The following is a 13,849-nucleotide window of genomic DNA, read 5'->3' as shown; positions in this document are numbered from 1 at the left end:
ATCGGCGCGCTCGGCCACGAAAGCTGCGCCGTAGCGGATCTCGCGCGGGGCCTTCTTCGCCTTGCGCGGAAAGCTCTCCTGCAAGCCCTCCCGGCGCGCGACACAGGCCGCCATCCAGGGGCAGAGCGCGCAGGCGGGACGCTTGGGCGTGCAGATCGTGGCGCCGAGATCCATCATCGCCTGGGCAAAATCACCGGATCGCGCCTGCGGCACCAGGGCCTGCGTCACTTCGCGGATACGCGGCTTCGCCGCCGGCAACGGCTCCTCCAGCGCGATCAGCCGGCTCACGACGCGCTCGACATTGCCGTCGACGGCCACGGCGGGAATGTCGAAGGCGATGGCCGCGATCGCTGCCGCCGTATAGATCCCGATCCCCGGAAGCGCGCGCAAGGACGTCTCGTCGGCGGGAAAGCGTCCGCCATGATCGCGCGCGACGACCTGCGCGCAAGCATGCAGATTGCGCGCCCGCGAATAATAACCGAGCCCGGCCCAGGCCTGCATCACCGCATCCTGCGGCGCGTTCGCGAGGCTCTCCACATCCGGAAACCGGGTGAGAAAGCGCTCGAAATACGGTTTGACCGCCTGCACCGTAGTCTGTTGCAGCATGATCTCGGAAAGCCACACACGATAGGGATCAGCCCGCTCCCCCGGCATGGCGCGCCAGGGCAGCCTGCGGCGATGGCGGTCATACCAGACGAGCAGATCCGCCGGATCGGCGGCCTGCATCGTTTTGCGCTCGGGATCGGGAGAAGCTGTCGGGGTCACATCATGATTCGCGGTTGGATCGCAGGGTTCATCCTTACCAGCCCGCGATCCGGCCTGCCACAGGGCAGAGGGGCGGAGGGGCGGATGAACCACAACCGCTCTGGTTGCCGGGTAATTGAAACACTATTTCCGATAAAACAGAAATATACACTCACTTTAAATTTATACGCTGTTGGAGTATGCATTTGAAGGTAGACCAAATCGATTATGTCCTGCTTGATGACGGGTCGGAGCGTGAGGTTGCGACCATCAGGATCACCGTTCCGGGCGCGACGATCATGATCATGGGCGAGGTCGAAGACGTGGATGGCGGGCTCTTGGTGGAGCGTGCGCATATCTCGATCTCGCCGCCGGATGCGGGCGTACTGACGCGGGGCAGCAAGCGCATGATGGCGAAAAGGATTCCGGAGGATACGGGTTATGTCGAAATCGTCATTCGCGCAGCGTCTCGCACGACAGGGGCGCGTCCGGGCCATACCCCGCGTGAATTCAGGTTCCCGGGAAGAGATCGTCCTGAAACCTGATCACGCCGCGCCCGACGTGATCGCCGCGACACTGGCCATGGTCGCGCGCGGCACCACGATGCTCAAGGCCAAGCGCGCGACCGAGCGGGCCTTGTGCGACGGTACTGCGGTCATCACGCTTTCGCAGGTGGAAGATGCAATGGCACTGTCCGATGAACTCCGGTCCGCCGGAATCAGCGTCACCTTCCGCAGCGCCGCCGACCGGGATCTGAAGGCGCACTTCTCTGCACGGCTGAAGGCTCTGCGCGCACGCCTCGGCATGTCGCAGGAAGAATTCGCGCGGACCTACAATCTCGAAACGAAGACCATTCAGGGCTGGGAGATCGGCAAGGTCCCAGACCGCGGCAACCGGCACCTGATCCGCATGATCGAAAAGGAGCCGGTCACGATCAGGCGCCTCGTCAACGAGGCCTGATCGACCCCAAACACGCCCCGTCACAGCCCATCGAACAAGGCGCTCGAAATGTAGCGCTCGGCGAAGGAGCAGGCGAAAGTGACAATGCGCTTGCCGCGATTTTCCCGGCGCGCCCCCACTTCCAGCGCCGCCGCGAGATTGGCGCCGGTGGAGATGCCGCCGGGAATGCCTTCATTGCGCGCGAGCGCCCGGGAAAAATCGAAGGCGGTCTGGTTGCCCACGGTGATCACCTCGTCGATCACGTCGCGGTCGAGAATCTCGGGCACGAAGCCGGCGCCGATCCCCTGTATCTTGTGCGGGCCGGGCTGGCCGCCCGAGAGCACCGGCGAATCCTCGGGCTCGACGGCGATCACCTGCAGATCGGGATTGCGCGCCTTCAGCACGCTTGCGACGCCGGTAATCGTGCCGCCGGTACCGATCGCCGAGACAATGATATCGACCCTGCCACCGGTATCAGCCCAGATTTCCTCCGCCGTGGTCTCACGATGGATCTGCGGATTGGCAGGGTTGGCGAATTGCTGCGGGATCACCGCGCCGGGAATGGTATCGCACAATTCCCGGGCACGGTTCAACGCACCGCGCATGCCGAGCGGCCCGGGCGTGAGTTCAAGCTCGGCACCAAGAAAACTGAGCATCTTGCGCCGTTCCATCGACATCGTCTCGGGCATGACGAGGATGAGACGATAGCCGCGCGCCGCCGCCACGAAGGCGAGCGCGATGCCGGTATTGCCCGATGTCGGCTCGATCAGCACCCCGCCGGGGCGCACCAGCCCCTGCGCCTCAAGGGAATCGATCATGGCGACGCCGATACGGTCCTTGACGCTCGCGATCGGATTGAAGAATTCGAGCTTGAGAAGAAGCTCGGCATCAACCCCATGCGCCTGCGGCATGCGCGCGAGCCGCACCAATGGCGTGTCTGCAATCGTCTGCGTGATCGAATCGTAGATACGGCCCCGGCCGAAACCGTGTGACCTTGTCTCGTCGCTCATGACGCCTCCGGAATGTCAGGGGGAATGATTCAGATCGCGAAATCGAGTGCCGGGGGAGGCCCGCCGAACACGGCTTTCTGCTCGGCCTGCTGACAGAGATCCTCGATCGTATAGGCATCGAGCGCGCCGAGGAAGCTCTCACCCGCCTCCTTCACCGCAGGGCCGACCACGTCATCGACGAGTTTGGATTCGGGAAGCGGCGGCAATCCGTCCTCGCCGGTCGCGGTCATCGCCGCGCGCACCACGTCGCCGGCGGTGATCTTGCGGCGCTCGCGGGCGAGTTCGTAGCCGCCGCGCGGACCGCGCACGCCCTTGAGAATGCCTTGCCGCACCAGTGCCTGCAGCACGGTTTCGAGATGACGAGGGGGGAGATTGTGGCGCTGGGCCAGAAGCTTGGCCGCAACAGGCGTCGGTCGGGCATGCAGGGCCACATCCACCACCGCCGCGATCGCGAGCAGGGAACGCCGTGACAGAAGAATCATATCGATCGAACCTCACATTACGGGCGCGCCCGCGCGACGCGTATCACAAACCAGTTGACCCGAAGCCCCCTGCCCCGCGCGTCGTCGAGTCAATCTCCGAAACCACGCAAAGCTGCGCCTGCCGCACCGGTGCGAGCACCATCTGCGCGATGCGCATGCCCCGCGTGACCAAGAAGGGGGCATCTCCGTGATTGATCAGAACCACGCCGATTTCCCCCCGGTAATCGCAATCGATCGTTCCGGGTGTGTTGAGAACAGTGACACCGTGCCGTAGCGCGAGCCCCGAACGCGGCCTCACCTGGGCTTCGTAACCCTCCGGTATTTGCAACTTCAATCCCGTGGGCACAAGGGTTCTTTCGGATTTTTCCATTTTTATCGGGGAATTTTCGGCAATCGCGGCGCGCAGGTCGAATCCGGCGGCGCCCGCCGTCTCGTAGGCGGGCAGTGGCAGCCCCTCGGCATGGGGCAATGCCTCGACGAGAAGCCGGATGCTCATGCCGGCGACCCCGCATTGAGGCTGAATTCGCCTGCAGCATCAAGCCGCGTGACACATTCCGCGATCAGCCTTTCCGCTACCATGTCCTTGTCCATTTCAGGCCACGAGGTCACCGCGTCACCGGCATCGATCAGATGCACCGCATTGCGCGCGCCACCCATCACACCGCCCGCGACACCGCTACCGGCAGAGACGTCGTTGGCGACGATCAGATCGCAGCCCTTGCGGGCGCGCTTTGCCCGCGCGAGCGCGATCACGTCATGCGTTTCGGCTGCGAAACCAACGACCAGCCCCGGGCGACCCGCGCGCATCGCCGCGACCATGGCGAGGATGTCGGGATTTTCCACCAGCGCGAGCGTCGGTGGCCCGACACCATCCTTCTTGATCTTGCGTGCAGCATCACGATCGGTGCGCCAATCGGCCACGGCGGCGGCGAAGATTGCGATATCGGCGGGCAGCGCGGCCTCGACCGCCGCCTGCATCTGCCGCGCGGTTTCCACCGGAACCAGATCGACATCCGGCGGGGCGGGGATCCCAACCGGGCCGGAAACCAGCGTCACCCGCGCCCCGGCGCGCGCCGCCGCCGCCGCGATGGCGTGACCCTGACGCCCGGAGGAGCGGTTGGCGATATAGCGCACCGGATCGATCGGCTCGTGCGTCGGCCCGGAGGTGACAAGCACGTGGCGACCGGCGAGCGCGCCCTCGCGCGGCGCCTCCACCACATCGAACAGTGCCTGTGTCGCCGCCACGATCGCCATCGGCTCCGCCATGCGCCCGGCCCCGGTTTCCGGCTCGGCCATCGGCCCGGAACCGGGGCCAACGGTACGCACGCCGTCACCCGTAAGAGTAGCGAGATTGCGCTGTGTGGCGGGATGCGACCACATGGCCGGGTTCATGGCCGGGGCGATCAGGACGGGCAGGCGCGTGGCGAGCAGCACCGTTGTGGCGAGGTCATCGGCATGGCCCTGCGCCATGCGGGCCATCAGATTGGCCGTGGCCGGTGCCACCACCACACAATCGGCGTCGCGCGCGAGGCGGATATGGCCGATCGCCGCTTCATCGGCGCGGTCGAACAGATCCGTATAGGTCTTCTCGCCGGAAAGAGCCGCAGCGGCGAGCGGCGTGACGAATTCCTGGGCGCCCGCGGTCATCACGCAGCGCACCTGCGAACCCGCATCGCGCAGGCGCCGGATCAGATCGAGGGATTTGTATGCCGCGATCCCGCCACCGATGATCAATAGGACCCGCCTGCCCTGCAATTCGCCCGTCATTGCTCGATCTCTCGGCTCCAACCTACCCGAACCTTCTCATAACACGACGCTGCACCGCCACGAAAATCGTCACGCCACGGCGATCAGCGCCGCTGCGACGCGCCGGTTCTCGGCCAGCAGGATGTTGAAGGTGCGCGCGGCAGCCCCCGTCTGCATCACGTCGAGGCGCATGCCGGGATCGCGCAGGCGCCAAAGCAGCGGCTCGGGCAGGGGCACGATGTTGCGCCCGGTGCCGATCAGCAGGATCTCGATATCCTCCGCCTCGGCGAGGACCGGCCTGAAGGCCTCCTCGTCGAGAGCGGATGCACCCGCGACATCCCATTTCGAGATGCCCGACGGCAGCGCCAGAATGGAGCCCTTGTGCGACATCTCGGCAAAGCGAAAGCCGCCATTGCCATAGGCGTCGATCGGATGGCGCCCGGGCACGAAGCCGTCATAGAGCGGCCCCGCCATCACCTCACTCCGCCGGCTGCGCAGCATCGGGCTCGCTTCGCGCTGCCGATCCGACCCCGCTCGAAGCGCGCACGCCGAGATAGATCAGGATCGGCGCGGCGACGAAGATCGAGGAATAGGTGCCGATCACCAGACCGAAGATCATCGCATAGGCGAAGCCCTTGATGATCTCGCCGCCGAGAACGGCCAGCGCCATCAGCGCGAGGAAGGTCGTCAGGCTCGTCAGGATGGTGCGCGACAGGGTGGCATTCACCGCGATATCCAGCACTTCGTAGACGGAGACCTTCTTGTATTTGCGCATGGTCTCGCGGATGCGGTCATAGACGACCACGGTGTCGTTGAGCGAATAACCCAGGATGGTCAGCAGGGCGGCGATCGAGGTCATGTTGAACTCGATCTGCGTGATCGCGAAGAAGCCGATCGCCAAGACCAGATCGTGCAGGGTCGCGATCACCGCGCCGATGGCGAAATGCCATTCGAACCGGAACCAGAGATAGACCAGCACGCCGAAGATCGCCATCACCACGCCGAGCGTGCCTGATTGCACCAGCTCCGCCGAGACGCGTGGGCCCACCACCTCGACACGCCGGATATCGTAATCGGTCTCGAACATCGATCGCAGGGTGGACACCACCTCCTGCTGCACCTCCTCGCCGCCCTCCTGCAATTGCACGCGCAGGGCGACGTCACGCGGGGTGCCGAATTCCTGCACCTCGACATTGCCGAAGCCCAGCTGATTCGCATCGACACGGATCTGCGCGATATCGGCATTGCCCTCGCGGGCCTGCATTTCCATCACCGTACCGCCACGGAAATCGATGCCGGTATTCATGCCGAAATGCAGGAATGCCGCGACCGCGAGCACCGAGAGCAGCGCCGAGAGCGGAAAAGTCCAGCGCCGGTACCACATGAAACGGTAACGGGTCTCGACGGGGACGAGGCGGACGAGCCACATGATCGGCGCTCCTCAATTCATCGCCAGCTGCTTGGGACGCATGACCCTGAACCAGGTCGCAATCATCAAGCGCGTGAGCGTGAAGGCGGTGAAAACGGTGGTGACGATGCCCAGAGACAGGGTCACGGCGAAGCCGCGAACCGGGCCGGTGCCGAGGAAGAACAGAATTCCGGCGGCGATCAGTGTCGTGATATTGGCATCGAGGATGGTGCCCAGCGCCCGGGAGAAGCCCGTATCAAGCGCCTGGACGGCAGATCGTCCGATGCGCTCCTCCTCGCGAACGCGCTCGTAGATCAGCACGTTCGAATCCACAGCCATGCCCAGCGTGAGCACGATACCGGCGATGCCGGGCAGGGTCAGCGTCGCACCGAGCGCCGAGAGCAGGCCGAACAGCATGGTCATGTTCACCGCGAGCGCCACCGTGGCCATAACGCCGAAGAAACCGTAGGCCGCAATCATGAAGACGACGACGAGTACCGCGCCGACGATCGCGGCCATGGTGCCGGCATAGATCGAATCCGCCCCGAGACCGGGGCCGACCGTGCGCTCTTCCACGATGGTCAGCGTCGCCGGCAGCGCGCCCGAACGCAGCAACACCGCAAGGTCATTGACCTCCTGAACCGTGAAATCGCCGGAGATCTGACCGGATCCGCCGGTGATCGGCGACTGCACGCGCGGTGCCGAGATCACGGCCTCGTCGAGGACGATGGCAAGCTGGCGCCCCACATTGCGCGTCGTCGCCTCGCCGAAGCGCTGGGCACCCGAGACGTTGAAGCGGAAGGTGACGATCGGCTGGTTGGACTGCTGGTCGAAGGAGGGCTGGGCATCAATCAGATCCTCGCCACCGACGATGACCCTGCGTTCGACATCGACAGGCTCGTCGCCGGCCTCTCTCAACGGCATTCGTACCGTGTCGGTATCGCCGGGATTGGCGAGGAAGCGGAATTCCAGCTGGGCGGTTTCGCCCAGCAGCGCCTTGAGCCGCTCGGGATCCTGCAGGCCCGGCACCTGCACGAGGATCCGGTCGGCGCCCTGGCGCTGGATGTTGGGCTCGGTGGTGCCGAGCGCGTCGATGCGCCGGCGCAGCACCTCGATCGATTGGGCGAGAGCGCGGTTGATCCGCTCGGCCAGGGCCGCTTCGGTCAGGGTGAGGCGAATCAGTCCGTCATCCTGTTCCTCGATGGTCAGCGTCGAGGACCCGGGCTGTCCGAAGGCCGCATCGGCAAGCGGTTCGGAGAGGTCGCGCAGACGCGGCAGCATCCGTTCACGGGCAGCCTCGTCGGGTATCCGCAGCTCCACCGTGCGGTTGCTGATCCGGATACCGCCCTCGAGCGGGGTGCGGGTCTCACGCAGGAGATTGCGCACCTGGTCGCGGATCTGCGTCGCTTCATTGCGCACGAGTTCGGCGGTATCCACCTGCAGCAGCACATGTGAGCCGCCCTGCAGATCAAGCCCCAGCACCACGGCCTGATCCGGGACGAGGAATCCCGGGATCCATCCGGGCGCCGCCTGGCTCACGGCCTCGCGCTGTTCGCTCGAAAGCAGGTTGGGAACGGCGAGATACATGCCGAAGAACAGCGCCAGCAGGATGGCGACAGTCTTGGTGGCAGAGATGCGCAACATGCTCGTGCGACTCCCGGGAATCGAATGTCGGTGTCGACAACGCGGCGGCTTCCCGAAGACGCGCCGCGCCCTTGTGGCGAAGGAGATGCCGGCGATCCGGCCTCAGCTCTTCGCTGCGTCCTTCGCCGGCTCGCCCTTGGCGCGCACATCGGCGACCATGCCGCGAATCACGCGCACCCGCACGCCTTCCGCGATCTCGACCTCGATCTCGTTGTCGTCGACGACTTTCGAGATCTTGCCGGTAATGCCGCCATTGGTGATGACCGTATCACCGCGCCGCAGGTTCTTCACGAGCTCCTGATGCGCCTTCACCCGCTTCTGCTGCGGGCGGATGATGAGGAACCACATGATGACGAAAATGAGGATGAACGGCAGAAGCTGCAGAAAGATGTCTGCGCCGCCGCCCCCGGCGGCCTGTGCATAAGCGGGCGTGATGATCACTGGTGACTCCTGATGCCTGTGCGCCGGATGCGGCGACCCTGCGGGCCGTGCCTCCGCCGTTTCGTTCCAAAGCGGCGCAACTTATAGCGATGCAGGCGCCGAAAGCAAACCGTGATCGGCGTGTTGCCTGATAGACCGCGCCCTGCCTTCGCGATATGGAGGTCTCGTCGCCCGTTTGCAACGATCCGATTCCGCGAAGGCCCGTCATGTTCCGATCCGATTCCGATGCGACCGCCGCGCTGCTCGCACGTATCGCCGATGCCCTGGAGCGCCTCGCTCCGCCCGGGACTGCTGCGGTGGATACCGAGGGCGCCGATGCCTTCGTCTGGCACGCCGCGCCACCGCGTCTGGCGTCGGTACCACGGGTCAATCGCGTCGAGATGGCGCTCCTGCGCGGGATCGACCGGGTGCGCGATCAGCTTCACGAGAATACCTGGCGCTTCGCCAAGGGGCTTCCCGCCAACAACGCGCTCCTGTGGGGGGCGCGCGGCATGGGCAAGTCCTCACTGGTCAAGGCCGTGCATGCCCAGGTGAACTGCAGCCGCGAGATCGGCATGGAGCCGCTCAAGCTGATCGAGATCCACCGGGAGGATATCGAGAGCCTGCCGGCGCTGATGGCGATCCTGCGCGCGGACCGGCATCGCTTCGTGATCTTCTGCGACGATCTGTCATTCGATTCCGACGACACCTCCTACAAGTCGCTCAAGGCGGTCCTCGAAGGCGGCATCGAAGGACGGCCCGACAACGTGCTCTTCTACGCCACTTCGAACCGCCGCCATCTGATGCCGCGCGACATGGTCGACAATGAACGCGCCACAGCCATCAACCCCGGCGAGGCCGTGGAGGAGAAGGTCTCGCTCTCCGACCGGTTCGGCCTCTGGCTCGGCTTCCACAAATGCTCGCAGGACGAATATCTCGACATGGTCTTCGGCTATGCGGCGCATCTGGACCTCGCCTGCGACGCGGACACCCTGCGCCGCGAAGCCCTCGAATGGGCCACGACGCGCGGCGCCCGCTCCGGCCGCACCGCCTGGCAGTTCATCCAGGACCTCGCTGGACGCCTCGGCAAGCGTATCGACGGGGGCGGCTGAGGCGGCTGATCCGTACGCCCGAGGCCAAGGGTTCGGATTTCCCCGTCACGCCCACTGTTTTTAACGGTAGCGATCTGTATGATCGCCACCAAAGCGAACGGATAACGGAGGCAGATATGACGGTTTCGGCTCGATATACTGATGATCGCGTAGGATCGGCAAAGGCCGCACGCGCATTCGGTCTCGGCTTGCTCGGCACTGTGGCGCTATGGAGTGTCCCCGCTGCCGCGAACGACGTCGTCGTGGCGGATCTGGCATATTCCGGGGCGATGGGAACCTATGCGATCCCGCGCATGGAACTGACCGATTCGAGTCTTACGGCGTCCGAGATCGAGACCGCTTTCGCGCAGAACGATGCGCGCGTGTTGTTCGAGACGCTGTCAACGCTCTCGGCGACCGAGGTCGTGATCCCGCGCATGACCCTCAGCCAGGATGTCGCGGATGTCACCCAGGAGGCCGTCTACGAGGATATCCGCATCGCGGATATGCGCGAGGGCCGCATTGCCGGCTTCACGGCTGCCGGCGGTGAATTTTCCGCCCAAGACGGGGATCAGAACGTCAGCGGTCGCTTCGGTGCGGTCGAAGCGCGGATGATCGATCTTCCGGCGATCCTGCGCTACTACACCGAAGCTGCAGGCGACGGGGACAACCCGTTCCGCACGGCCTATGAATCGTTTTCGATCAGCGACCTCGTGATGCATGACGGCGAGGATGTGCGGTTCACGATCGACGGGATCTCCGGTCGTGCCGTGGCCATGCGTCTGCTGCAGGAGCCGCTCACCGAGACCATCGCGGCCATCACAGCGATGGAGGATACCGACGATCCGACGCCGGAAGAAGCCACGCGCATGCTAAACTTCATGGCGGATCTGATGGATTCGTTCCGCTTCGAAGAGATGGGCGTGACCGGCATCAGTATCATCGACGAGAGTGACGAGGATCCGGTCGACATGTCCATCGCGCGCATCGGATTCCTCGGCAGCCCCGATGGCGGTTTCGCCAGCTTCACCCTGGAAGACATGCGTGTCGCGGCAGAAGGCGCGGAGATCACCATCGCATCGATCGGCTCCGAAGGATTTTCCTTCGCGCCGATGACGGAGGGTTTGCGCCGGCTTGCGGAAGACCCTGATGCCGATCTCTCCCCGGACGAAATTCAGCGCATGATGCCGGTGATCGGTACGGTGACGCTCGAGGAGCTCACGGCCTCGATCCCGCCGCAACCCGACGCTCCTGCGATGGATGGGGCGATCGGCCGCCTGAGCGTCACGGCGGACACGCCTTATCAGGGCGTGCCCACCAATCTGCGTATCGCCATCGACAACCTGGTCTTCGACCTGCCGGAAGGAACCGGAGAGGAATTCGTCGAGACGGTGCGCGCCTTCGGCTATGAGCGGCTCGACCTTTCCGCCGGTTTCGCCGCGCGCTGGAACGAGGCGGGGCAGGAAATCGTGCTCAGCGATCTCTCCTTCAGTGGTGAAGATATCGGTGCGGCCTCCCTGCGCGGCGTTATCGGCGGTGTCGGGCCGCAGGCTTTCACCGGCGACGAGGCCACCCGGCTGATGGCGTTGATGGGCGCCTCGGTGAAGAATCTGCATCTGATGGTGGAGGATCGTGGCATCGCCGAAATCCTGCTCACCCTGCAGGCCGCAGAGATGGGCGTGAGCCCCGATGAGGCACGCCAGCAGATGGGAATGATGTCGCAGATGATGCTGCCGGCAATCCTTGGCGGCGGGCCGCAGGCGCAGAGCCTCGCGGAAGCCGTCGGGCGTTTCCTGGAAAATCCGGGTGAGCTCGAAATCGCCGTCGAATCGATCGATCCGGCGGGCATTCCGGTCATGGAACTCGGGACCATGAGCACCCCCGCCGCGCTGATGGAGCGGATCGAGATCGACGCCCAGGCACGTTGAGTGAAACCGGCCATCCGGGCTCGACCGGATGGCCGTATTCCGCTACGTCACTTTCCCGGCCCGCATCACCCATGCGGGCCGTTTTTTCGCGGCGACCACGACGGAGCGGACTCATGATGACGCAGCATCGGCTCGGGAGCCGGGGTCAGGCGCAGGCACGCGACGGGCAGGATTGCCTCGCGCCAATGCGCGCGCATTTCGCCCTGCCCGACGGCGTCACCTATCTCGACGGCAATTCGCTCGGCCCGCTGCCACATGCCGTGCGTGCGCGCATGACCCGGACAATCGACGAGGAATGGGGCCGGGGGCTGATCCGCAGCTGGAACGATGCCGGCTGGATCGATCTGCCCGAGCGGGCCGGGGCGCGCATCGCACGGCTGGTCGGCGCCCCGGCGCAGACGGTCTTCGCCGCCGATTCCACCTCGGTCAATCTGTTCAAACTGCTCTCCGCCGCCCTCGCCCTGCGGCCCGAGCGGCGGGTCATCGTCTCGGAACGCGGCAATTTTCCGACCGATCTCTACATGGCGCAGGGGCTGATCGCGCAGCTCGACCGGGGGCACCGGCTCGTGCTGGTGGACGATGTCGACGCGATTCCCGCCGCGCTCGGCGACGACACCGCATTGTTGATGCTCACCCATGTCGATTATCGCAGCGGCGCCATGCACGACATGACTGCGCTCACCCGCCACGCTCACCAGGCCGGCGCCCTCACGCTGTGGGATCTTGCCCACAGCGCCGGGGCCGTGCCGCTGGATCTCGCCGGGGCGGATGCCGATTTCGCTGTGGGCTGCGGCTACAAGTATCTCAATGGCGGCCCCGGCGCGCCGGCCTTCTTCCACGTTGCCGAGCGCCATGCGGATGCCTTCGTGCAGCCACTCGCGGGCTGGTTCGGCCATGAATCGCCCTTTGCTTTCGAGCCGCAATACCGCCCCGCCCCCGGTGCCGCGCGCTATCTGTGCGGCACGCCGCCGGTTCTCGCCATGGCCGCGCTCGATGCTGCGCTCGAACTCTGGGAGGATGTCAATCTCGACGCCGTGCGGGCGAAATCACTCGCCCTCACCGATGCCTTCATCGCCACGGTCGAGGCCGCGTGTCCCGATATGGGGCTGGAACTGATCACCCCGCGCGATCCTGCAAGGCGCGGCAGCCAGGTGAGTTTCCGCCATCCAAAGGGCTACGCAGTGATGCAGGCGCTGATCGCGCGCGGCGTGATCGGCGATTTCCGCGCCCCCGACATTCTGCGCTTCGGCTTCACGCCGCTCTATACCCGTTTCGTCGACGTCTTCGACGCGGCGGAGACCCTGCGCGAGGTGCTGGAGACGCGCGCCCATGAGCGCCCCGAATTCCAGACCCGGGCGCGGGTGACCTGACGCGGCATCATCGCTCGGCGGCGGTTCAGGGAGCGCATCCGCGCACGCCGTTTTCCGCATCGCCAACCTCGAAGCGCACGGCGAAACCCTCGCGGGTGTGGCGCACAACGATCGCATCGCGATCGCGGATGCGTATGCCCGCGCCGATCTCCGGGCGCTCGCGCGAGATCACGCTCGCGCCGCTGCGTGAGATGTCGCGCAGACGTTCGGCAACGATGCGGCCGTCGGGAAGCGTGATCATCAGATGCAGGTCGGGAGGGCTGTGCCGACCGGCGCGCTGGTGCGGGATCTGCGTGTTGAAGAAGCCGCCGACACCCAGCGGACGGCGTCCGCCGGCGGCCTCGATCGTATCGAGACGCGCGCAGAGCCCGGCCTGATGTGCGGCGTCATGCGTGAAGCGGATGGCGAAACCGTCTGGCGTCCAGCGTGCGACACGCCCCGCAATGATGCCGATTTCCTCGAATATCCCGTTTACCCGCAATCCCGGCGCCGGACGCGCCGGTGCGACCACGGCCATGCCGGACCGCGACACGTCACGGCTGTGCAGGGCGAGATCCCTGCCATCAGGAAAACTGATCATCCCGGCGAGATGCAGATGCAGGCGTGGCTCGGCGCGCTTGTCGATCCAGTAGGGGCGGTATTCCTGCGGCATGATCGGTCTTTCGGGCGGCGGATTCGGCTTGTCCGGACAGCGCCGGACCTGCCGTCAGTGTTGCCTTGCCGACTTGTCCGAACCTTACGCAGCGGGAGGTTCAGTGATCTGATTGCCGTGGCCGGATGCGCTTGCCTCGATCGCCGCAACAAGCACCGCGACGGCGATGCCGGCATCCTCCGGCGTGACCGATTCCGCCGGATTGTGGCTGATCCCGGCGGCGCAGCGCACGAAAAGCATCCCGACGGGGCAGAGTTGCGCCATGGCCACCGCATCATGTCCGGCGCCCGAGGCGATCATCGGCGCTTGCCCGGTCACGGCGCGCGCTGCATCGGCCAGCGCCTGCTGCAACGGCAGTGCCATCGGCGTGGCGGGCGCGCGCATGAAGGGCGCCTGCGCGAAGTCGAGGCCACGA

Annotated in this window: 16 protein-coding genes; 5 read left to right on the top strand and 11 right to left on the bottom strand. The window is 65.5% G+C overall.

What is annotated here, in order from left to right; genetic code table 11:
• The coding region (mutY, locus tag VKP01_RS15710; RefSeq protein ID WP_324413948.1) for an A/G-specific adenine glycosylase at window positions 1–726 on the bottom strand (726 nt) is incomplete at its 3' end.
• A 224-nt stretch (window positions 727–950) separates the two neighbouring features.
• Here mutY and VKP01_RS15705 point away from each other — a divergent pair.
• The gene (locus VKP01_RS15705) at window positions 951–1,289 is read left to right on the top strand and encodes a hypothetical protein (protein ID WP_324413946.1); all 339 of its coding nucleotides are present in this window, start codon (window positions 951–953) and stop codon (window positions 1,287–1,289) included.
• A complete protein-coding gene (locus tag VKP01_RS15700) occupies window positions 1,249–1,704 on the top strand; it encodes a hypothetical protein (protein WP_324413944.1) in 456 nt (151 codons plus the stop codon). The genes VKP01_RS15705 and VKP01_RS15700 overlap by 41 nt, the downstream gene beginning before the upstream one ends.
• A 20-nt stretch (window positions 1,705–1,724) precedes the next feature.
• Here the strand turns inward: VKP01_RS15700 and cysK are convergent, their stop codons facing one another.
• The 8 genes from cysK to yajC form a co-directional block, all read right to left on the bottom strand.
• Window positions 1,725–2,693 (bottom strand): cysteine synthase A, encoded by a 969-nt coding sequence (gene cysK / locus VKP01_RS15695; RefSeq protein ID WP_324413942.1) that lies wholly within the window; start codon window positions 2,691–2,693, stop codon window positions 1,725–1,727.
• A gap of 29 nt (window positions 2,694–2,722) precedes the next feature.
• A complete protein-coding gene (locus VKP01_RS15690) occupies window positions 2,723–3,175 on the bottom strand; it encodes an RrF2 family transcriptional regulator (protein WP_074444503.1) in 453 nt (150 codons plus the stop codon).
• A 43-nt stretch (window positions 3,176–3,218) separates the two neighbouring features.
• Window positions 3,219–3,671 (bottom strand): dUTP diphosphatase, encoded by a 453-nt coding sequence (dut, locus tag VKP01_RS15685; RefSeq protein ID WP_324413939.1) that lies wholly within the window; start codon window positions 3,669–3,671, stop codon window positions 3,219–3,221.
• On the bottom strand, window positions 3,668–4,942 hold the full coding sequence (coaBC, locus tag VKP01_RS15680; protein ID WP_324413937.1) for a bifunctional phosphopantothenoylcysteine decarboxylase/phosphopantothenate--cysteine ligase CoaBC: 1,275 nt from the start codon (window positions 4,940–4,942) through the stop codon (window positions 3,668–3,670). The genes dut and coaBC overlap by 4 nt, the downstream gene beginning before the upstream one ends.
• Window positions 4,943–5,011: 69 nt before the next feature.
• Window positions 5,012–5,395 (bottom strand): Mth938-like domain-containing protein, encoded by a 384-nt coding sequence (locus VKP01_RS15675; protein ID WP_324413935.1) that lies wholly within the window; start codon window positions 5,393–5,395, stop codon window positions 5,012–5,014.
• Window positions 5,396–5,399: 4 nt separating this feature from the next.
• Complete coding sequence (gene secF, locus VKP01_RS15670; RefSeq protein WP_324413933.1) at window positions 5,400–6,350, bottom strand: protein translocase subunit SecF; 951 nt, start codon at window positions 6,348–6,350, stop codon at window positions 5,400–5,402.
• 12 nt (window positions 6,351–6,362) lie between these two features.
• Entirely contained in the window at window positions 6,363–7,973 is a 1,611-nt protein-coding gene (secD, locus tag VKP01_RS15665; RefSeq protein WP_324413931.1) for a protein translocase subunit SecD, read from the bottom strand.
• 102 nt (window positions 7,974–8,075) lie between these two features.
• Window positions 8,076–8,414 carry a preprotein translocase subunit YajC gene (gene yajC, locus VKP01_RS15660; protein WP_074444497.1) on the bottom strand — a complete coding sequence of 113 codons (339 nt, stop codon included), beginning with the start codon at window positions 8,412–8,414 and terminating at the stop codon, window positions 8,076–8,078.
• Window positions 8,415–8,620: 206 nt separating this feature from the next.
• Between yajC and VKP01_RS15655 the strand changes: the two genes are divergently transcribed.
• From VKP01_RS15655 to kynU, 3 genes are all read left to right on the top strand, one after another.
• The gene (locus VKP01_RS15655) at window positions 8,621–9,505 is read left to right on the top strand and encodes an ATP-binding protein (RefSeq protein ID WP_324413929.1); all 885 of its coding nucleotides are present in this window, start codon (window positions 8,621–8,623) and stop codon (window positions 9,503–9,505) included.
• Between the two features lie 116 nt (window positions 9,506–9,621).
• The gene (locus VKP01_RS15650) at window positions 9,622–11,412 is read left to right on the top strand and encodes a hypothetical protein (RefSeq protein WP_324413927.1); all 1,791 of its coding nucleotides are present in this window, start codon (window positions 9,622–9,624) and stop codon (window positions 11,410–11,412) included.
• 113 nt (window positions 11,413–11,525) lie between these two features.
• Window positions 11,526–12,782: a kynureninase gene (gene kynU, locus VKP01_RS15645; RefSeq protein ID WP_324413925.1), complete on the top strand. Its 1,257-nt coding sequence runs from the start codon at window positions 11,526–11,528 to the stop codon at window positions 12,780–12,782.
• Window positions 12,783–12,807: 25 nt separating this feature from the next.
• Here the strand turns inward: kynU and VKP01_RS15640 are convergent, their stop codons facing one another.
• Window positions 12,808–13,434: a PilZ domain-containing protein gene (locus VKP01_RS15640; RefSeq protein WP_324413923.1), complete on the bottom strand. Its 627-nt coding sequence runs from the start codon at window positions 13,432–13,434 to the stop codon at window positions 12,808–12,810.
• An 84-nt stretch (window positions 13,435–13,518) separates the two neighbouring features.
• Window positions 13,519–13,849 (bottom strand): M20/M25/M40 family metallo-hydrolase (locus tag VKP01_RS15635; RefSeq protein WP_324413921.1); only part of this gene is annotated, 331 nt, incomplete at its 5' end.

The organism is Saliniramus sp. (genome assembly GCF_035311605.1).
GTDB lineage: Bacteria > Pseudomonadota > Alphaproteobacteria > Rhizobiales > Beijerinckiaceae > Saliniramus.
The sequence above is the reverse complement of the archived record's forward strand: the minus strand, read 5'-3'. Positions and strand labels throughout refer to the sequence as shown.

Coding starts and splice junctions, on each gene's coding strand:
- VKP01_RS15640 (WP_324413923.1), bottom strand. CDS start 13,434: ATGCCGCAGGAATACCGCCCCTACTGGATCGACAAGCGCGCCGAGCCA.
- VKP01_RS15690 (WP_074444503.1), bottom strand. CDS start 3,175: ATGATTCTTCTGTCACGGCGTTCCCTGCTCGCGATCGCGGCGGTGGTG.
- cysK (WP_324413942.1), bottom strand. CDS start 2,693: ATGAGCGACGAGACAAGGTCACACGGTTTCGGCCGGGGCCGTATCTAC.
- secD (WP_324413931.1), bottom strand. CDS start 7,973: ATGTTGCGCATCTCTGCCACCAAGACTGTCGCCATCCTGCTGGCGCTG.
- VKP01_RS15675 (WP_324413935.1), bottom strand. CDS start 5,395: ATGGCGGGGCCGCTCTATGACGGCTTCGTGCCCGGGCGCCATCCGATC.
- VKP01_RS15655 (WP_324413929.1), top strand. CDS start 8,621: ATGTTCCGATCCGATTCCGATGCGACCGCCGCGCTGCTCGCACGTATC.
- dut (WP_324413939.1), bottom strand. CDS start 3,671: ATGAGCATCCGGCTTCTCGTCGAGGCATTGCCCCATGCCGAGGGGCTG.
- kynU (WP_324413925.1), top strand. CDS start 11,526: ATGATGACGCAGCATCGGCTCGGGAGCCGGGGTCAGGCGCAGGCACGC.
- coaBC (WP_324413937.1), bottom strand. CDS start 4,942: ATGACGGGCGAATTGCAGGGCAGGCGGGTCCTATTGATCATCGGTGGC.
- secF (WP_324413933.1), bottom strand. CDS start 6,350: ATGTGGCTCGTCCGCCTCGTCCCCGTCGAGACCCGTTACCGTTTCATG.
- VKP01_RS15650 (WP_324413927.1), top strand. CDS start 9,622: ATGACGGTTTCGGCTCGATATACTGATGATCGCGTAGGATCGGCAAAG.